The sequence below is a fragment of the Kitasatospora sp. NPDC022785 genome (assembly GCF_055561295.1).
This window is the reverse complement of the sequence record NZ_JBVHHB010000015.1, coordinates 184,834-202,946: the sequence shown is the minus strand read 5'-3', so window position 1 is coordinate 202,946 and position 18,113 is coordinate 184,834. Positions and strand designations below refer to the sequence as shown.

The window sequence follows — 18,113 nt, the reverse complement described above, 5'->3', positions numbered from 1 at the left end:
CGGCACATCCAACTTCGACCCGCCCTTATCGATGGATGCCTGGCCGGCACCGGCCTGCCACTCACCCCACCGACTCCACCCTGAAAGCCTCAGTAGTCAGCTCGATCAGCTTGGCCTTCTGGTTCACCACCAGGACCGGCTCGGAGAAGAGGGTGCCGCCGCCACCGGAGACCGGTCCGACGCCCGCCTGCTGCTGTACCTGGCGCTGCACCTTGGCGGAGTCGCCGACCGGAGCGGCCGGCTGCCCGGGGAAGCCGGGGGTGTTCGTGTTCTGGGACATGGCGGGCAGGCTAGGGTCAATCCTCCCCGGGTGGCCAGATCATTTGACCGGACCCGGTTCGCCCGGGCCGGCGGATTGTGCCCGGGACCTGCAAATTCGGCCGCTGCGAACGCCAGTTGGCCGCCACCCGGGCGGCAACGATGTGTCTGATGTCACACCCGTGACGCCCGCCTCTGCGCCCATCCCGGCAACCGCATTCGCCCGGCCCGGACCTGTCGCAGCAACAGTTCCCGGGCCGCGCCCACCGACCGACGAGGCGACAGCGCACCTACCTCGCACCGACCCCCTCCGAGTACGAAGCAAGCCAGACGAGCGCCAAGCCCTATGAGACATCAACCATCCTCGGATCCGATGGGCGGCGATCAGCTCGCGCTACCAGCTGTAGGAGGCCTTCGGGGTGCGGCGCTGCGTCTCGAAGTCACCCTGTCATCACTCCTGAATGTGCCGCGCAGCCGCGGGCTCGCCTCTCTCGGGTCCGCGCCAACCTGAACGGAGTCCTCCGCGGGCGACCTCCACCCCACTTCCCGGCTACCGCTCCGTCCCTTGCCCCGGCCGCTCCGCCGAGTCGTTGACAGGCCCACAGGGTTTGGGCCGTCAGGACCGGCCGCGCACCGCCGAGCCCTCGTGCCGGCGGCAGCGGCCTTGCGCCGTCGGGGTGGCAGATCCACGGGAATGCGCCCGCGCGGGGCCCTGCGGGAACGCATCGCCCGAGCGTCCGCAGGACAACGAGAAGGGGCTGATTCATGAGCGCCCGCACAGGGCAGCGGCACGGCGCCCCGCCCACAGGCCTGGCACGTAGCTGGAGCCAGGCGGCCGACACGCACCTGACACCGACCAAGCGGTCTCTCCTGGTGACCTGGACCGCCTTCGGTACGACCTTCGGCACCGTCCGGCTGATCACCCACGGCATCCGGGGCGGCTGGCTGCCCTGGGGCAACGTGTCGGTGGGCGGGCGGCACCTGCACCACTACAACATCGGAATCGCGGCCCTGGCCGGCGTCGGCCTGGTCGCCGTACGCGGCGACGAGCGAGCCGTCCGGCATCCGCTGGTCGCCGCGGGTTACGGAGCCGGCACGGCCCTGATCGCGGACGAGCTCGCGCTGCTGCTGGACCTCCAGGACGTGTACTGGACCGAGGAGGGCCGGATCAGCGTGGACGTGGCCCTGGGAATCATGGCCGCGCTCGGCACGTACCTCACCGCGGCGCCCTTCTGGCACGAAATCGTCCGGATCACCCACGAGCACGCAAGGCGTCGCGGCGTCGCCCTCCTGGCGCGCTCGGTGCCCTACGACTGACGCCGAGGAAGGGGCCCGACAGCGATTGTTGCGAACAGCGTGCCGGGCGGTTTGCGGCCCTTCAGCCTGAGGCCCTCGCGTGAATCCGCCAGGCCCGACCGGCCCCGACACTGTGACGACGGGACACCGAGCGTGATACGGGACGCCCTGGCCGACGGACCCGAGCAGCCGGCCGGTGAAACCTCCCGCGCCCCGCCTGCCGACGACCAGGGCCAGGGCATGCTCGGAGGCCTCGGCCAGGACGGCCATCGGATGTCCGCGGACCACCTAAAGTGCCTGAGATCCACTTCTGGGTAGGGGTCCCGCCGCCCGGCGGGGCAGAAACGGCCCCAACGCTCATGACCGCGCGATGGGATCGCACTGCGACTACCGTCCGGCGGAAAACAAAAAGGCCGCCTCCGCATCTCTGCGAAAACGGCCCACGCCCTGAATAAACGCTGATCTGAACAACAGGATTTGTACCTGCGCCCCCGCCACCTCGGCGGTCCCTTTATGCCCCGGCCAGAAGGCTGGGCTGGGATTTAGCGACCACGAGTCGCAGAATCAGGGCTCCTGCTCCACTGATCTGCATATTTCAACTCCTCGCGATCGTCCTACCGGTAAGTTCTCCGGCACCTCCCAGGTTACTCCGGCAAAGCCCGTAACCGGGCCCGTCTGGTGCACGAATACCGTCGCGCGGGTTCACCCCCGCGGCCGCCCGTCCGATCGAGCCGCCCGGGACCGTACCGACCGTCATGCGGGTCGCCCGGCTACACCGCCCCCCAACGGTCGTCGTACAGGAACCGCCGATCGCGGAGTCGGGCCCGCGGTCCTGCGGGAAGGCACGCCTGCCACCGACGCCGGACGTGCGCTGGTGCCTGTGCACGAACGGGCGCAGGCTGAGAAGCGCACGGGTTACCAACCTCTGGTCAAGCCCGCTCGGACCAGCGTCCTCAGGGCCAGCCAAGCAGGGATCGGCAGCGGTGCACGGTGGTCCGCGCACGCGGCAAGCGAGCGGGGCACCCGGGACATCCCCGACCCTGACTTCGCAGAGACCGCGCCTCCCCGCCCGCCGAATCGCCGGAGGTCTCCGATGACCGATACTCCTGTCTCCCGCCCGACCCACCCGATCGTGGTCGGCACGGATGGGTCAGCCCCAGCCCGGAAGGCCGTGATCTTCGCGCTCCGCGAGGCGCAGCTGCGTGGCACCGGCCTTCGGGCCGCCTGTGCATTCGAGTACACCCCGACCCAGTACTCGGGCTTCGAGCGGACGGCCGGCTCGGGCCCCGACAGCGGTCCCATCCCGCAGCAGCGCGATCTCGTCATGCAGTCCGTGGCCGACTCCATCAAGGAACTGCAGCTACAGCTCGGCGGCCCGCCGGTGGAAGTGGAGATCGTGTGTGAACGCGGACGTCCGGCGCAGGTCCTCCTCGAAGCAAGCAGGGACGCCTGCCTTCTCGTCGTCGGTTCCCGAGGATCGGGTGCCTGGGGGCGCCTCACCCTTGGGTCAACCAGTACCGAGGTCGTCCACCACGCCCGCCTCCCGGTCGTCGTCGTCCCGATGGACGACGACACGGCATCCTCCTGAACGTCGATTCCGGGGGTTCCATCGGTATGCACGTTGACTACCACGATCGATACGCCGCTGGTGGAGGGCACGACAGGAGCCGAGCCGGGCCCTCGGGTAGAGCTTGTCGACAGGACTGCCCGGAGGGTCCGGGACAGCCGGCCCGGACACCCCGCCCGACCGCCGATGAGAGCACTCCGGCGGCCTCCCGGCCGAACACCGGAGGCAGAGCCGCGCCGAAGCGGCATCGGGGCCGACCGGTTGCAAGCTCCCCCCGGGGGCCAACTACCTTGTGTGCCCTACCGGTGGGCGGCAATCAGGTCGTGGTACCAGGCGTACGAGGCCTTCGCGGTGCGGCGCTGCGTCCCGAAGTCGGCGTGGACGAGACCGAACCCCTAAGCCCGTCGAACGGGCTGTCATTCGACGTTCCGGTGCTCGGCCAGGTCGTCGAGGAGGATGTCGGCGACCACCTCCTCGACCACCGCGGTTCGCAGTTCGGCCATGGAGTCGACGAGCGCCCGGTCCCACGGCGCGGGCGTGAGACGCCCCGGGCCGGGGCCTGCGGGAACCCTGGGCACGACTGTCGGACGTAGGTGTCGACGAGTCGGGTGACGCCGCGCACCGCTATGCGCGGAAGCAGCTCGACGAAGCCGACGCGGGCGTCGTCGATGAGGGGCAGGAGAACGCGGTTCTGAGCCTGCCAGACCAGCTTGTCGAGTTCCGTGCCACCCGATCTCCCCACACCGGCGCGGGGGCCGTGCCGGATCTGCCCCTCCCAGCTGTCGACCGGCCCGACCGACCACGCGATGCTTCGGCCTCATGTGGCAGTCCCCTGGTGGGTGGGCCGAGGCCGGCACGTCCGGTCAGGCTGTCGTCATGGCGGATTCGATGCTGCGGTGCCGGGCGGCGCCGTGCGCGAAATCGGGTACCGCCGACGTGCCCTCGCGCAGGTCGTCCAGGAACTGCTGGTAGGCGTGAGCGACCGCGTAGAGCGGCGCGTCGGCTCGGGGGTCCAGTTGCGGGACGCGAACGTACGATTCCGGCACCGTGAGGGGAGCGAGTCCGGGGGACGTTCCGCGGCCGCCTTCGAGGGTGACCGGGCTGAGCTGGAGATGGCCGATCGGGGCGGTGAGGACGAGGTCGCCCTCGGTGCCGTTGATCTCCCAGCGGAAGTTGGTGCCCCGGGACATGCCTCCCCGGTAGTGGAAGGTGGCCACCGCGCCGCCCGGCAGCCGTCCCGAGGCCACCACCTGGTCCGCGGCGGTCATGGGCACGGGATGCCCGCTCTCGGTGTCCACGGCCGACGTACGGCGCGACCCCAGTTGGATCCGCAGTTCCTCGGGCTCTCCCAGGACGGACGCGAGTCCGTCGAGGGTGTGGCTGAAGGGAATGGTCAGCAGTGTCGCGCCGTTGGCGGCGTCGAGCACGTAGTGATCGCCGGGGCCGACGGTAGCGCCCCAGGCGCCGCCGGAGCCGACGACCGTCGTGGACAGCACCTCCCCCACGTGGCCGTTGGCCACGAGATCCCGTGCATAGGCGAGGGCCGGGTGCGACCGCGCCTGGAGTCCGACGACGGTCGGCACGGCGCGGCTGAGCGCTTGCTGCGCCATGTCCTCGGCCTCCGCGAGCCCGTTGCCCAGCGGCCACTCGCACAGCACGCTCTTTCCGGCGCTCAGCGCCGTCTGCACCAGTTCCCGGTGGTGCGGCACCTTCACCGCCACGACCACGAGGTCCACCTCTTCGCAGGCAGCCAGCTCGGCCGCCGTCCCGAAGGTGCGAGGGACACCGTGCTTCCGACCTGAGCGCTCCGCCGACTGTTTCGAACTGGTACTCAGGGCCTTCAGCTCGTAACCCGGGACGGCGCGCAGGGCCGGCAGGTGAGAGCGCTCGGCCCAGCTACCATGCGCCCCGAGTCCGATGATCCCTACTCCGATCGGCTTGTCGGACCGGACCAGCTCGGTGAGCAGTGACTCGGATGTGTTCACGATTCGCAGCCTGTTCTCTGTGTGGGTGGGCACCGGCGTCGCCAACAGTGGCCGTGGAACCGGTGAGGGAGTGGCCGACCACAGGGCCCCGTCACAGGAAGCAGGGCCATGTGTCGAGCAGGCGCCGGCACAGAGGACCCGCGCCCGGTGGGTGCGGGATCGGAGTGTGTGAGTCAGTGGGTGATGCCGCAGATGGGCGTGAAGGTGGACGCGGCCGACAGGGGGCTGCCGCGGGCGCAGCCACCTGTTAGCGTTGACATCTCAACACTAAGAAAAGGCGCGTTGATATGTCAACAAGGAGCGGGGAGACCGCCGCGTCGGACGAGGCCATGACCGACGCCGCGTCCGAGCCCGTCGATTTCTGGAGCGCCTTCAAGCGCGCCCACGAGGTCGTCCGAGCACGCGTGATCGCGGACACCGCCGAGGCGGCGGGCCTGTCCGAGCCGGACCTGACGATCCTCGTCAACCTCAGCAAGGCGGGAGGCGCCCTGCGCCAGAGCGAGCTCGCCGCGTCACTCGGCTGGGACCGCACGCGCATCTCCCACCAGCTCACCCGCATGGGCAAGCGCGGACTCGTCACCCGCGAACGCGCCGGCGCTGTCACCGTCACCCTCACCGACACCGGACGCGCGGCCATCACCGCGGTACACCCCGGCCTGGACAACGCGGTACGCCGCCACCTCACCGACAAGCTCTCCACGCAGGAGATCGAAACACTGAGCTCCGTGTTCCGCCGGCTGTAGGCGCCGGAACAGGGCCAGTCCAGCCAACGGCTCCGTCTCACATGCGCTGGCGACGGAGGGCGACGTCAGCCGAGCAGGTCAGGGCGGCTGGTGGTAAGTGCTCGGTGGCGTGGCCCCAGAGGTATGACAGGTCCGCGGCCTTGATCCACGAGAATGTCGGACTTCGGACGGTCTACAGGTAGCACCGCCGATATCTGACGCTGCCGACGATGCGGCCGACCCGCAGGGCGAGTTGGGCCAGCCATGCGGCGCGACTTTCCGCAGGGCCGACCAGGTCGGGCGCGTGCACCAGAATCCTCCACCAGGAGCCGGCGACGTCGCCCGGCCGCGAGGAGGGCATGCCGTGGCCTGCGAAGTCCCGGAAAAGCTTTGGGTGCGAACGGCCGTAGCGGTAGAGCTGTCGTGCGATGGCCCGTGAATCACCACGGAGCCGGTAGTGCACGACGCCGTGGGGCGAGAAGGCCAACTGGTTCCCGGTCAGCTGGGCGCGCCAGAAGAATTCGACATCGTCGCTGCCGTAGCGGTAGCTCTCGTCGAAGCCGCCCAACCGACTCCACAGCTCCTTGTGGAACCCGCAGTTGGCTCCCGCCGGGTACGGCAGGAAGCCGAAGGTGTCGAGCAGTGCGTCGGCCTCCTTCGGCGGGCGCGCGGCGAGGGCCACCTGCGCGTTGAGCAGGCGGCGTTCGAGCGCGCCCCCGACGGCCGGGCTGGTTCGTAGGACGTCGACCAGGCCGGCCATCCACCCGGGGGCCACCACGTCGTCCGCGTCGCAGCAGAGCACGAAGTCACCGTACGCGCGCCGGCAACCGATGTTGCGCGCACGGTTGACGCCGCAGTCCTCGGCGACGTCGACCACCCTGAGCTGCGGCATCCGCTGCTGCCAGGACCGCAGGAGCGCGCGGGTGCCGTCGCTCGATCCGTTCTCGACGACGATGAGCTCCCACCGGTCCGGATAGGTCTGCCGACGCAGGGCCTCCAGCTGCGCGGCTATCGTCAGCTCGGCGTTTCGGGCGGGCATGACCACCGAGACCAGGCTCACCGGACGATTGCTCTCGTTCATCCGGCGCTCCGCGCACCCGGGCTCAGCGCCTGGACGGCATGGAGCACGGCAGCGGTGTCGCGCAGGTCCGCCAGAACCGAATCAGCTCCCGCCTCCCGCAACGCGGCGCCGCTGCTCGCGCCCGAGGCGACGGCGATCACCCGAGATCCGCCGATGCGTCCCGCGTGCACGTCCTGCGGAGTGTCGCCGATCAGGAGGGTGCTGCCGGAATCGAAGTGGTGCCCGTACGCGGCAGCTGCGCGCCGCCGGGCCACCGGGAGGAGAGCAGCCCGCTCGCGGGCGTCGCTGCCGTAGGCGCCGACTCCGATGTCCACGAATTCCGCCAGCCCGAACAGCCGCAGCTTCAGGACGGCGTTGGCCCGGAGATTCCCGGTCAGCACGGACTGCGCCACCTCGCGCCGTGCTCGCAACGCCCGCAGGGCCTCGACGGCGCCGGGCAGGACCCGTCCAACCGTACGGAGCTCGGTGGCCCGCCGATGCAGTTGCGTGGCCAACTCAGAGGCAACCCGGCTCTGTTCGCCCCCGTTGATACCGTGCCGGGCGAACAACTCGTCCATGATGTCCAGTTCGGTGCGACCTGCGGTGGCGACCCGGTGGCGGGCCGGCCTGCCGGTGAGGCGTTCGAACGCGAGCGGGTAGACGGCCTCGCAGCTGGCCCCGCAGTCGATCAGCGTGCCGTCGATGTCCCACAGGAGGAGGATCCGCTTCATACCCGCGCTGCCCGTCGCCCAGCAGTCGGCCCGGCCGCGAACGGGCCCCGCCGCGCGGTACAGGCCGCACCATGCCTGGCTGCGAGGTCCAGTGCCTCGGCGGTGGCCGAGCCGGCGGCGAGCGCATACGTGAGGACGGCCGCGAAGTTGTCCCCCACCCCGTAGGTGTCCACCAGGGGGCCTGGTGCGCGGGCGGGTCGGTAGCGACGGGGGGGCTGGCCACCACAGGTGAACACACCGCCGCGATGACCTTCGGTGCTGACCACGAGATCCGGCGGCCTGCGCAGCAGCGCCGGGTCGCACTGCTCTGCCGGGTCGCAGCCACTGCCCACCAGCGCGTCGACCCTGACACCGGAGTCCAGCACGGTGGTGAATTCACGCGCCGTCACCACGAGCACCCTGGCCTGACGGGCCCGGCGCAGCAAGGCAGCATCCCCAGCGGTGAAGAACACCGCGTCGAACGACGCCAGTTCCCCCCAGTCGAGGGGATCTGCCGCGGCGGGTTGCAGGCGTTCGCCCAGGGTGATGGTGGTGCGTTCACCGAACCGGTCGACCATGCTCACCGCCGCGCGCGTGGGGCCGGCCCGGGAGGCGGCCAGCACCCGTACGCCCCGGTGCTCGAGTTCCGCGCGCGAGCGCCGCCCCGCGTGGTCGTCGCCGAAGGCGGTGAAGAACGTGCAACCGCCGGTCAGTTCGGCCAGCCGGACGGCCGCGACCGCACCACCCCCTGCCGGGCCCCGCCAGAGCCGCTCCGCGTGGATCACCTCACCGGCGGTGGGCACCTGGTCAAGACCTGCGATCGTCGTCCACTCGACGTGTCCCACCACGGCCACCCGCGGCCCGCCCGAGGGCGCCGCCGCACCGGCGGGGTGGATGTCTTCGTCCATGACTCCTCGACTCTCGCGCCGACCGTGCGTCGGCACCGCTCCGAGTCGATCACCGTCCGCCCATCCACGCCGCGCGAAATACTCCGACCGAGGGTATGTTGACGAACTATGAATGGCGAGCCTGTTCCGGCTCCGCGATGATGGATGCCCGGATGCTTCGGATCCGTGTACAAACTCCTGGCCGCGCGGCCTTCTACCGCCCGACGGAGGTGAACGTGAGGGAAGTGCATGCGGTCCTCTTCGATTTCGACGGGACGCTGTGGGATCCGGAATCCGAGATCTTCCGCGCCCATGCGGAGATCTTCCAGGACTTCGGTCATCAGCTCGCGATGGACGTCTGGTCATCGCTCGTCGGCACCATCGGGTTCGACCTGTGGACACATCTGGAACGGCTCACCGGGCGCACGGTGGACCGACGCGAGGTGCAGGAGCGGCTTCACTGCCGGCAGCGGGAACTGCTCGGCGGGCTGTCCAGCCGGCCCGGCGTACAAGGAACCCTGCGGGCGGTTGATGCGCTGGGATTGACCCGTGGGATCGTCAGCAACTCGACCCGGGAATGGATCACCCGATACACCCGGCAATGCGGTATCGCCCAGGGGTGGAGCACGGTGCAGTGCGCCGACGGAGACCGGGTCAGCGCGAAGCCCGCGCCGAACCTGTACCTCGCGGCACTCGCCTCCCTGGGAATTCCCGCCGGGCGGGCGGTGGCATTCGAGGATTCACCGAGCGGCGTGCGCGCGGCGAAACGGGCCGGCATTCGATGCGTCGTCATACCCAATTCAATAACCGCCTCGCTCGATCTCGGTGAGGCGGATCTGCGTTTCGAATCGTTCGATCAGATCGATCTGTCAGGAATTCTCAGAGGGAAGTCTATGGAACAGGTCAGCACCGCGGCACCGAAGCGGCCGTCCGGGACGGACGCCGCCGACGTCCTTCAGCACTACTACTACCCGCCGGACAAGCTCCGGGTGGTCAGGGGCGAGGGTGTCTACCTCTACTCCGATGACGGTCGGCGCTATCTCGACTGCTCCTCGGGGACGTTCAACCTGAGCCTGGGCTACGCCCACCCCGAGATCGTGGCGACCGTCCGCGAGCACGCCGGCCAGCTCATCCACGTCACCTCGAAGTTCCAGACCGAACCGCTGAACGCGCTGGTGTCGAAGCTGGCCGAGGTCTCACCACCGAACCTCACCCGGGTACACCTGAAGTCGGCGAGCGGCTCCGACGCCAACGAGAGCGCGGTGAAGATCGCCCAGGTCCACACCGGGAACTCCGACGTGATCACGCTCTTCCGCGGGCACCTGGGCCAGACCCTCGGCATGATCGGCGCCTCCGGCGCCGCGTTCCGGCGCACCCCCTTCCCCTCGCACCTCCCCGGTGTCGTGCACGTCCCCGATCCGCACTGCCTGCGCTGCTTCTACGGGCAGGAACGGGCCACCTGCGGCCTGATGTGCGTCGAGCGGATCAACGACTTCATCGACTACGCGAGCACCGGCCGGGTGGCCTGTGTGGTGCTGGAGCCGATCAGCGGCAACGGCGGCAACGTGGTCCCGCCCGACGGCTATCTGAAGGCGCTCAAGGAGCTGTGCGAGGAGCGCGGCATCGTGTTGGTCTTCGACGAGATCCAGACCGGGTTCGGGCGCACCGGCCGCATGTTCGCGGCCGACCATTTCGGTGTCACCCCGCACATGATGACCTTCGGCAAGGGGCTCGGCGGCTCCGGGATGCCCATCGCCGGCATCCTGACCGAAGACCGGCTGGCCGGTGTGGAGGGGCACCACATCAACTCGACCTTCGGCGGCAACGTGATGGCCGCCGCGGCCGCTCTGAAGACACTTGAGATCATCGGCCGCCCCGGGTTCCTTGAGAACGTGCGAACCGTCGGCGCGTACGTTCTCGACCGGCTGCGCGACCTGGCCACGAAGGTGCCGTTCGTTCAGGAGGTCCGCGGTGTGGGGCTGATGATCGGCATCGACATCGTGGACCGTGCGGGCCGGCCCGATCCTCAGCTCACCAACCACCTGGCCGAACTCGGCATGGACCACGGGCTGCTGCTGCGGACCTCGCTGTACGGGCACGGCAACGTGCTGAAGGTCCGACCGGCGCTGATCATGACCCGTCAGGAGGCGGACGAGATGTGCGACCTGCTGGAACGACTCTTCCTCTCGGTCTCATGAGGGGCCTGGTCCAGGAGCTGTCCCGGCGAATCCGGGCGGCCGTCCGCACCGGCCTGCACGACGTCGGCAGCCGCTACGTGATGGGCACGGCGAAGGGGGGAGACGCCGAGTTCCCCGTCGATGTGCTCGCCGAACGCGCCGCATGGGACTTCCTGAGGGAGCAGAACGAGCCCGTCGCCGTCTACACCGAGAGCGAGGGGCTGCGCACGCTCGGCCGGAACCCCGCGTACGTCCTGATCATCGACCCGATCGACGGCACGCGCGGTGCTGCCGCCGATCTGGAGATGGCCTGCGTATCCATCGCCGCGGCCCCCTTCGGCGAGGCGCCCGTCATCGGGGACATCCGGTACGCGATGCTCCAGGAGATCAAGTCCGGCAACTGGCTCTACGCCGACGCCCAAGGGGCCGGGGTCGAGTCCGGCGGCTATCCCGCTCCGGTGCCCCAGCTGTCGTCCAGCGTCGATCTCGACCGGATGTTCTGGTCGCTGGAGTTCAACGGCCATCCGGCGGAGTTGATGACCGGTGCCTACGGCCACCTGATCGACGCATCGGCCAACACCGGCGGCGTGTACGTGTTCAACAGCGCCTCCTTCTCCATCTCACGGATCATCACCGGACAGATGGACGCCTACGTCGACATCGGCAACCGGTTGCTCCGCGACCGCCCTGCCACCGAGGCGGACTTTCGCCGGGTCGGCCGCGGGAGCATCCTGCATCTGTTCCCGTACGACATCGCAGCCTCGGTGTTCCTGGCGGAACGGGCCGGGGTCACCATCACCGACGCCTACGGCAAGTCGCTGCACGACACCTTGCTCCTGGACATCAGCCCGTTCAACCAGCGGTCGTGCATCGCCGCCTGCACACAGCAGCTGCACGCGGCACTGATCGACTCGATCCGCTGGTAGGCGGGGCGGCGAAGCTCAGCGAGGAGACACCTGTGGTGACCGATCGCCGGCACATCACGGCCATGACCTCCCGCCCGCCCGGCGGGTGGACCGACGAGGCGGCCCTGGCGGCCGTCACCGACACCCTCGGCCTCGAAGTCGCACACGAGATCCTGGACGGCGGCTCCCCGGCCCGGGTGTACCGGGCCACCACCTCGGCCGGGGAGGACCTGGCGGTCAAGGTCCTGGTGCCCGCACAGGGCGCCGTGGACGGCCACGACCTGGTGTCCTTCCGCCGCAAGCTGGGCCAGATCGAGCTACTGCGTACCCTGGCACCGCGGTTGGCGGCGCACTACCTGCCGATCACGCACTTCGTCGATGGTGACGGATGGTCGGCCTGTACGACGCCGTTCTACGACTCGGCGGACCTGGCGGCGCCCCTGCGGGAGTCGCCAGAGGGCACGCGGGAGTTCTTCAGCCGGTACACGGCGCTCGTCAAGACCCTTGTCCTGGACGGGTACGCCGTGCAGTCCCACCCCACCCCGGCCGGATACCTTACGGAAGTCGTCGTGGGCCGGTTCCTCCGGCGGCTGCCCGCGTTGCGGGGGGCGCTGCCCGCCGGCCTGATGACGGCCGAGCGCGTCACGGTCAACGGCGTGGCGTGCGAGGCCCCACACCTCGTGCTGGAACGCCTGGCGGGCCGGTCGGCCCGGATGACGCCGGCCAGGTTGATGGCCCCTGCCCACGGGGACGCCAACACACGCAACGTGCTGCTGTCCACCCGCCCCGGTGCGGCAGCGGGAGACTTCCGGCTCATCGATCCGCGCGGCTCCACCGAGCCGTGGGATCCGGTCTACGACGTGGCGAAGACGCTCTTCAGCCTCACCGTGTGGGATCCCGCGCTCCGGATGGGCTTCTCGGTGCGCAGGTCGAAGCGGTACGACTACCAGGTGGGGTTCCGGCAGCCGCCCTTCCCGGGCTACCGCGCGGCGATTCACCGGTTCCTGCCCCACCTGGAGTCGTGCGAGGGCCTGTCGGGCTTGTTCCGCGACGATCCGGGCTGGACGCAGCGGCTCCTGCTCACGCACGACCTGCATGTCCTGGCGGAGGCGCCGTGCCGGCTTTCGGACCGCAAGCCGAAGCCCGACCTGCGGGGAAGGGACTCCGCACCCGCGGAGCTCGCGCTCGGCCACTATCTGCTCGGCACCCTGCTGATCAACGATCTCGCCCAGCAGCTCGGCCGCGCCGGGCGGGTCGACGCCGAGAGCCACCTGGCTCTCGTGACCGACCACCTCCCCGGCGGGTGACATGGCGAGCAGCCGGCCCGCAGATGGCAGGCCATCAGGTGGGCGGCAGGCCCGCGAGGTGGGCGAGCGCGGAGTCCAGCCCGGGGCCCAGCAGGCGGTGCCGGGTGCTGCGCAGCACCAGCCGCGGCGGGCGGCGGCAACCGCCGGGGCAGGCCTCCTTCTCCTGGGCTGCCACCACCTGGGTGGGCAGGTCCAGTGCCTGCTGGACTCTGGACATCAGCTCGAATCGGGTCACCACATCGCTGCCGCCGTAGTGCACGACACCCGTGCGGTCCCACAGCCGGGCCAGGGCCGGGCCGAGGCTGGGAAGGTAGACGGGGGCGCAGACCAGGTCCGTACGGGCGGTGGTCGTCGGCTGGGCCAGCCGTGCCAGGAAGGTGTTCGACCAGGGGCCGCGTCCGAAGACCAAGGGGATCCGTACGATCAGGTGTGCGCCGTCGGCGAGCAGCAAGTCCTCGGCTGCCGCCTTGGTCCGCCCGTAGACGTTGACGGGGGATCGGGGGTCTTCCTCGGTGTACTGGTGGCGGGTGCCGTCGAAGACGTTGTCGCTGGACAGAAGGACCAGCTTCGCCGTCGAGGCGCGCACGGCATCCAGCAGCACCTCGACGGGACGGACGTTGAGGCGGTGGGCCAGCTCCGGGTCGGCTTCGGCCGCCTCCAACGGGACCAGGCCGGCTGCGTGGACGACCAGGTCGAAGCCGTCGGCCACCAGCGCCGCCAGTCGCCGCTCGTCGCGCAGGTCCACGTGGACCAGCCCCGCGATCGACCGGGTACCGAAGGTGCCGACGACATCGTGACGGGGTGTCAGATAGGTCCACAGGCCGCCCCCCACGAACCCCGACGCGCCGAGCAGCAGGATCCTCAGGCGCGAGTTCGACGGGAGTTCGCTCCCGCCCGGCCGCCGAAACAAGCTCATATCAGGCATTTTATGACACTTTTGGTGAGAGCTCCGATGGGAGGCTGTGATGAAGGCCATCGTCTTCGAAGATGTGGGCCTGGCGGGCATCCACGATCGTGAGGTCCCTTCCTTCGACGTCGGCGACGTCCTGGTCAAGGTGGCCGCCACCGGTGTCTGCGGCACCGACCGGGCGATCCTGCTGGGTGAGTTCCCGGCACGACGCGGTGTGGTGCTGGGGCATGAGGCGGTCGGCGCGGTGGCCGCGGTCGGGTCCGGCATCAGCTCGGTGATGCCGGGCGACCGTGTGGTGATCAACCCGACGTACTACTGCGGCCGGTGCCGTCCCTGCCGCCGAGGGATGCCGGCGCACTGCGCGGCGAAGGAAGGCCGGGAGGTCGGCGTCGACCGTGACGGGACGATGGCCGAGTTCGCCGTCGTGCCCGAGCGCTTCGTCCATCAGCTGCCCGTCTCGGTGTCCTACCGGCGAGGGGCGCTGGTGGAACCGCTCGCCTGCGTGCTCAACAACCTGAGGGCAGCTCGGCTGCGGTGGGACGACCAGGTGCTCGTGCTCGGCGCCGGCCCCATCGGCACACTGTGCGCGATGGTCGTGGCACGGCGCGGCGCCAGGGTGACACTGACCGAGCGTGATCCGAGGAGGGCGGAGATCGCCCGCCTGATGCTGCCGCGAACGGTGCGGGTACTTTCCCCGGAGGAGGCGGCCGGGTCAGGCAGGCCGGCATCCGACGTGGTCATAGATACGACAGGGTCGGTACCGGGTGATGTCCTGAGCGCGGTGGCGGCCGGGGGCACCGTCGTGGTGATGGGCGAGCGGGAGGCCGGCGTCGCCACCATCCCGCTGCGGGCTCTGGTGACCAGAGGGATCCGTCTGGTGGGGGCAGGACCGTACCGGCCGACGGACTTCGAGCTGGCGGTGGACCTCGCACGGGATCTGCCACTCGAAGAACTGGTGACCCACGTGCTGCCTCTCGAACGGTACACCGAGGCCCTGGCGCTGCTGGCGGTCGCACCCGACGGGCGGGGACGGCCGTCGCCCGGCCGCGGGTACAGTGCGATGAAGGTCCTGCTCGCCCCGGACGAGAACCCGGCCTCATGAGCGCCGGACAGGATGGTGCGCACCCGTCCTTCGTGGACGGAACGCTGTGGCTGGACGACCGCCCCCGGTTCCTCATCGCCGGTGAGTACCCCTACTACCGGGATCACCGCGGGCGGTGGGCGGCCAAGCTGGGCGCCATGCGCGACGCCGGCATCGAGGTGGTGACCTGCTACGTTCCCTGGCGGCACCACGAGATCAGCCAGGGCGGCGGCCGGCGGTTGTGCTTCGACCGGGACGGCAACCGCGATCTGGCCGCCTTCCTGGAGCTGATTGCGGCGACGGGCCTGCTCGCACTCCTGAAGCCGGGCCCCTTCGTCCATGCCGAACTGCCCTTCGGTGGACTGCCCGACCGCGTCAGCCCCACCCTCGATCCGGATCGGCACGCCGCACGGTCGGCCGACGGCCGACCGCTGCCCTGCCAGCAGTTCGCGCTTCCGTCGGCTCTGGACCCGAAATTCCTGAAGGATGCGACAGGCTGGCTTCGCGCTGTCGGCCGGTTCCTCCGGCCATTCGTTCATCCGCAGGGGCCGGTCGTCGCCGTCCAGATCGGCAACGAGGGGCACTACGGGGAGACCGCCCTACCGATCGACGCGCTCGACTACTCGCAGCCTTGTGCCGACGCCTTCGCCCGCTTCGCACCCGGCGTGGAGGCACCCACCCGGGCGGAGTGTCCGCCGTCCCCGAACGGGCTGCTCTCCCTGGTCAGCTGGGGGCAGTGGTCGGCCGAGGTCCTCGCCGCCGGGATGGCGGGGCTGGCCGAGGCGCTCGGGCCGGACATCCCCGTCTTCACCACGTACTCGCCGCCGGCCAGGGCCGACCGCATCCCCGGCCGGGCGGCCGGACGGTACGACGCCTGGTTGGCCAGGAACAGAGTCGGCGCGCCCACTGCACTGCCCCGCGCCTACACGAGCTGGGCGGGCAACGTGCTGGCGGACGAGGAGGCGCTGGTCAACTACGTTCTGGCGGCCAAAGGGGGACGAGGCCCCAACATCGAGGAGAACTGGGGGTTCCGCTGGGCGGATGCGAGCTGCGCCTTCCCGGTGGTCCCGATCCACCACACCCTGCTCGGCGTGGCGTGCGGGGCGACCGGCATCAGCGTCTATCCGGCCTGCGCCACTGCGGGCTGGGGCGACCACCTTGCGGTGGATCGCTCCTGGTTGACGGAGACGGCCGGCGATCCCGCGCAGTTCGATCCGCCGTACGGGGACGCCGCTCCGATCCTGGTCGACGCCGACCCCGGCCCGGCCTTCGCCGCCGTACAGGTGTTGACCCACTTTCTGGCCGGCCAGCAGGACGTGCTGGCCGTCTCCCGCCCGGAGCCCGGAGTACGGTGGGGTGTCCATCCTCCGTACGCGGCAATCGGTGCGTGGTACCGGGCGACGAGCCGGCCCGGCGTCGGGGCCGCGGATCGGCCCGTGCCCTCGGCCGGTCGGACCCTGCTGCCCTTCGTCGCCCACTGCCTGCGACACAACCTGCCCTTCCAGGTGGAGGAACTGACCGGCCGAGTCGCACTCGATCCTGATGCAGGGCCACTGGTCGCAGTGGCGGGCCGCTTCATGGAGCAGGCACTGCAACAGCGGCTCGCCAGGTTCACCGAGCAGGGCGGATCGCTCCTCATGCTGGGAGAACTCCCCCACCTGGACGAGAACCTGCGCTCCTGTACCGATCTGGCCGATGCGGTGCGGCGATACGCCGCGCCGCTGGGCGAGCCGGCCAGGGTACGCACGGTGGCCCTCGGCGGGAAGCCCGTCGGAACGGCCGTCGAGGAGTGGCTTGGCGAGAGCAGCGGCGTACCTCGGCGTACCGGACCGCGGGAATGGCTCGAGCTGCGCAGGACCACCGCGGAACCCGAGGACGTGCTCGTCTTCCTCTTCAACCGCTCGGGCGGACCCTTACGGGCACGCACCACGTGCGGGGAGCACGTCGTCGCCGTCGACCTCGTCGGGGACGGATGCGCCGTCGTACGGGTGTCCAACGGACGGCTGGGGGCGTGCTACGTCAAGGGGCTGAACGAGCGGACCGGCGCGGGGGTGCCGGTCCGGGTGCGGGTCGGACGCGATCTGCTGAACGCCGACCGGCCGTGCGACCTGTCCGCCGTGCGCGGGCCGGGCGGCTTCGAGCTGCGCACCGCCGCAGTGCAGGGCGAGGCCCGCGTGCTCCTGCCGGAGGGGCCATGACACCGTCGTCCCCATCGCTCCCGGCCGCCGCCCCGCCAGAGGCCGTCGGCGTCGATGTCGGCGCCACGAAGATCGCGGCGGTGCGGGTGGCGGCCGACGGCACGGTGTCGGCGCGGGCCCGCTGTGCCACACCGCGCCGCACGGCGAACGCGCTGGTCGGTGCCATCAGCGACCTGGTGGCGCAGGTGCGGAGCAAGCGGGTCACCGCGGTCGGCGTCGGGCTGCCCGGGATGGTCGACGCCCGTACCGGGGAGCTGGCCTTCGCGCCCGGTCTGGACTTCGCGCGAGCTCCGCTACGGACCCTGATCGCGGACGCGGTGGGACTGCCGGTGGTGACCGACAACGACGCGAACGCGGCCGCGTGGGCCGAGTACCGCCTTGGTGCAGGGCGCGGACATGACCACCTGGTGCTGGTGACGCTGGGCACGGGTCTGGGTTGCGGCGTGGTCGTCGCCGGCCGCCTGCTTCGCGGCTCGCACGGCTTCGCGGCCGAGGCCAGCCACCTGACGGTCGATCCCCGCGGCCCACTGTGCGAGTGCGGCAACCGCGGATGCTGGGGAGTGTCGGCGTCCGGCGCCGCCATCGCGAGACTCGGGCGACAGGCTGCGGCGGCCCACCCGACGTCGCTGCTGGCCCGCCTGATCGGCCAGGGCCCCGCAGGCGCGGGAGAGGCGGTCACCGAGGCCGCCAACAGCGGCGATGAGCAGGCCCTGGCGATCCTGGACCGGGTGGGAGCGCTCACCGGCACCGGACTGGCCGCCTTGGCCAACCTGTTCGATCCCTCCGTGGTGGTCGTCGGAGGCGGTCCGATCTCCGCAGGAGAACTGCTGCTCGCACCCGCGCGCGCCTCGTTCGCCCGCTGGCTCTATTCACCCGGAGATCGCCCGCCCGTGCCCGTACTGACGGCCCGCTTCGCCAATGATGCCGGCGCGATCGGCGCCGCCCTGCTGGCGACCGATCGGGCCCCGGACCTCGGGAGGATCTGAGCTCGTCACCCAACTGCCTTTCACACCTAGCTCTGTGAGTGTCAATCAGATCGCGATACCAGGT

At 70.4% G+C, this 18,113-nt stretch carries 15 protein-coding genes and 2 pseudogenes; 9 read left to right on the top strand and 8 right to left on the bottom strand.

All coding sequences use genetic code 11. From position 1 onward, the window contains the following. Nucleotides 1-88 precede the first annotated feature (88 nt). Nucleotides 89-259, bottom strand: a pseudogene (locus tag ACZ3YO_RS23410) (phospholipid scramblase-related protein); the annotation flags it as partial. Nucleotides 260-1,023: 764 nt separating this feature from the next. On the opposite strand from ACZ3YO_RS23410, the gene ACZ3YO_RS23405 reads away from it, so the two are divergent. Then, nucleotides 1,024-1,575, top strand: a complete 552-nt coding sequence (locus ACZ3YO_RS23405; RefSeq protein WP_465572449.1) for a hypothetical protein — start codon at nucleotides 1,024-1,026, stop codon at nucleotides 1,573-1,575. A gap of 168 nt (nucleotides 1,576-1,743) precedes the next feature. Here the strand turns inward: ACZ3YO_RS23405 and ACZ3YO_RS23400 are convergent. Further along, a pseudogene (locus ACZ3YO_RS23400) lies at nucleotides 1,744-1,824 on the bottom strand (hypothetical protein); the annotation flags it as partial. 901 nt (nucleotides 1,825-2,725) lie between these two features. On the opposite strand from ACZ3YO_RS23400, the gene ACZ3YO_RS23395 reads away from it, so the two are divergent. Beyond that, nucleotides 2,726-3,142: a universal stress protein gene (locus tag ACZ3YO_RS23395; protein ID WP_465572446.1), complete on the top strand. Its 417-nt coding sequence runs from the start codon at nucleotides 2,726-2,728 to the stop codon at nucleotides 3,140-3,142. Between the two features lie 395 nt (nucleotides 3,143-3,537). Here ACZ3YO_RS23395 and ACZ3YO_RS23390 read toward each other — a convergent pair whose 3' ends face one another. Both ACZ3YO_RS23390 and ACZ3YO_RS23385 read right to left on the bottom strand, forming a co-directional pair. Continuing rightward, nucleotides 3,538-3,699, bottom strand: a complete 162-nt coding sequence (locus ACZ3YO_RS23390) for a DUF2399 domain-containing protein (protein ID WP_465572443.1) — start codon at nucleotides 3,697-3,699, stop codon at nucleotides 3,538-3,540. 285 nt (nucleotides 3,700-3,984) lie between these two features. Further along, the gene (locus ACZ3YO_RS23385; protein ID WP_465572440.1) at nucleotides 3,985-5,106 is read right to left on the bottom strand and encodes a Gfo/Idh/MocA family protein; all 1,122 of its coding nucleotides are present in this window, start codon (nucleotides 5,104-5,106) and stop codon (nucleotides 3,985-3,987) included. A 287-nt stretch (nucleotides 5,107-5,393) separates the two neighbouring features. Between ACZ3YO_RS23385 and ACZ3YO_RS23380 the strand changes: the two genes are divergently transcribed. Beyond that, complete coding sequence (locus tag ACZ3YO_RS23380) at nucleotides 5,394-5,849, top strand: MarR family winged helix-turn-helix transcriptional regulator (protein ID WP_465572436.1); 456 nt, start codon at nucleotides 5,394-5,396, stop codon at nucleotides 5,847-5,849. 172 nt (nucleotides 5,850-6,021) lie between these two features. On the opposite strand, the gene ACZ3YO_RS23375 is transcribed toward ACZ3YO_RS23380, so the two are convergent. The 3 genes from ACZ3YO_RS23375 to ACZ3YO_RS23365 are packed head-to-tail and all read right to left on the bottom strand — an operon-like array spanning nucleotide 6,022 to nucleotide 8,506. Further along, entirely contained in the window at nucleotides 6,022-6,909 is an 888-nt protein-coding gene (locus ACZ3YO_RS23375) for a glycosyltransferase (protein ID WP_465572434.1), read from the bottom strand. Beyond that, nucleotides 6,906-7,619, bottom strand: coding sequence for a haloacid dehalogenase-like hydrolase (locus ACZ3YO_RS23370; RefSeq protein ID WP_465572431.1), 714 nt, complete (start codon nucleotides 7,617-7,619; stop codon nucleotides 6,906-6,908). The genes ACZ3YO_RS23375 and ACZ3YO_RS23370 overlap by 4 nt, the downstream gene beginning before the upstream one ends. Continuing rightward, complete coding sequence (locus ACZ3YO_RS23365; protein WP_465572429.1) at nucleotides 7,616-8,506, bottom strand: PfkB family carbohydrate kinase; 891 nt, start codon at nucleotides 8,504-8,506, stop codon at nucleotides 7,616-7,618. The genes ACZ3YO_RS23370 and ACZ3YO_RS23365 overlap by 4 nt, the downstream gene beginning before the upstream one ends. 137 nt (nucleotides 8,507-8,643) lie before the next feature. Between ACZ3YO_RS23365 and ACZ3YO_RS23360 the strand changes: the two genes are divergently transcribed. Genes ACZ3YO_RS23360 through ACZ3YO_RS23350 form a run of 3 tightly spaced genes read left to right on the top strand, consistent with a single transcriptional unit; the run spans nucleotide 8,644 to nucleotide 12,874 of the window. Continuing rightward, a complete protein-coding gene (locus ACZ3YO_RS23360) occupies nucleotides 8,644-10,683 on the top strand; it encodes an aminotransferase class III-fold pyridoxal phosphate-dependent enzyme (RefSeq protein ID WP_465572426.1) in 2,040 nt (679 codons plus the stop codon). Continuing rightward, entirely contained in the window at nucleotides 10,680-11,588 is a 909-nt protein-coding gene (locus tag ACZ3YO_RS23355) for an inositol monophosphatase family protein (protein ID WP_465572423.1), read from the top strand. Before ACZ3YO_RS23360 ends, ACZ3YO_RS23355 begins: the two co-directional genes overlap by 4 nt. Nucleotides 11,589-11,623: 35 nt before the next feature. Continuing rightward, nucleotides 11,624-12,874, top strand: coding sequence for a phosphotransferase family protein (locus ACZ3YO_RS23350; RefSeq protein ID WP_465572420.1), 1,251 nt, complete (start codon nucleotides 11,624-11,626; stop codon nucleotides 12,872-12,874). 34 nt (nucleotides 12,875-12,908) lie between these two features. On the opposite strand, the gene ACZ3YO_RS23345 is transcribed toward ACZ3YO_RS23350, so the two are convergent. Beyond that, a complete protein-coding gene (locus ACZ3YO_RS23345) occupies nucleotides 12,909-13,790 on the bottom strand; it encodes an SDR family oxidoreductase (RefSeq protein WP_465572417.1) in 882 nt (293 codons plus the stop codon). A gap of 49 nt (nucleotides 13,791-13,839) precedes the next feature. Here ACZ3YO_RS23345 and ACZ3YO_RS23340 point away from each other — a divergent pair, with 49 nt between their 5' ends. From ACZ3YO_RS23340 to ACZ3YO_RS23330, 3 genes are read left to right on the top strand one after another with little or no spacing between them, the layout of a single operon-like run. Further along, complete coding sequence (locus ACZ3YO_RS23340; RefSeq protein ID WP_465572414.1) at nucleotides 13,840-14,886, top strand: zinc-dependent alcohol dehydrogenase; 1,047 nt, start codon at nucleotides 13,840-13,842, stop codon at nucleotides 14,884-14,886. Next, nucleotides 14,883-17,063, top strand: a complete 2,181-nt coding sequence (locus ACZ3YO_RS23335) for a beta-galactosidase (protein ID WP_465572411.1) — start codon at nucleotides 14,883-14,885, stop codon at nucleotides 17,061-17,063. Before ACZ3YO_RS23340 ends, ACZ3YO_RS23335 begins: the two co-directional genes overlap by 4 nt. Continuing rightward, a complete protein-coding gene (locus ACZ3YO_RS23330) occupies nucleotides 17,060-18,049 on the top strand; it encodes an ROK family protein (RefSeq protein WP_465572409.1) in 990 nt (329 codons plus the stop codon). The genes ACZ3YO_RS23335 and ACZ3YO_RS23330 overlap by 4 nt, the downstream gene beginning before the upstream one ends. Nucleotides 18,050-18,113 lie beyond the last annotated feature (64 nt).

Bases quoted from the DNA above. Each gene is read 5' to 3' on its own strand.
- ACZ3YO_RS23405 (WP_465572449.1), top strand. From the start codon at position 1,024: ATGAGCGCCCGCACAGGGCAGCGGCACGGCGCCCCGCCCACAGGCCTG.
- ACZ3YO_RS23380 (WP_465572436.1), top strand. From the start codon at position 5,394: ATGTCAACAAGGAGCGGGGAGACCGCCGCGTCGGACGAGGCCATGACC.
- ACZ3YO_RS23375 (WP_465572434.1), bottom strand. From the start codon at position 6,909: ATGAACGAGAGCAATCGTCCGGTGAGCCTGGTCTCGGTGGTCATGCCC.
- ACZ3YO_RS23370 (WP_465572431.1), bottom strand. From the start codon at position 7,619: ATGAAGCGGATCCTCCTCCTGTGGGACATCGACGGCACGCTGATCGAC.
- ACZ3YO_RS23365 (WP_465572429.1), bottom strand. From the start codon at position 8,506: ATGGACGAAGACATCCACCCCGCCGGTGCGGCGGCGCCCTCGGGCGGG.
- ACZ3YO_RS23360 (WP_465572426.1), top strand. From the start codon at position 8,644: ATGATGGATGCCCGGATGCTTCGGATCCGTGTACAAACTCCTGGCCGC.
- ACZ3YO_RS23355 (WP_465572423.1), top strand. From the start codon at position 10,680: ATGAGGGGCCTGGTCCAGGAGCTGTCCCGGCGAATCCGGGCGGCCGTC.
- ACZ3YO_RS23345 (WP_465572417.1), bottom strand. From the start codon at position 13,790: ATGAGCTTGTTTCGGCGGCCGGGCGGGAGCGAACTCCCGTCGAACTCG.
- ACZ3YO_RS23340 (WP_465572414.1), top strand. From the start codon at position 13,840: ATGAAGGCCATCGTCTTCGAAGATGTGGGCCTGGCGGGCATCCACGAT.
- ACZ3YO_RS23335 (WP_465572411.1), top strand. From the start codon at position 14,883: ATGAGCGCCGGACAGGATGGTGCGCACCCGTCCTTCGTGGACGGAACG.
- ACZ3YO_RS23330 (WP_465572409.1), top strand. From the start codon at position 17,060: ATGACACCGTCGTCCCCATCGCTCCCGGCCGCCGCCCCGCCAGAGGCC.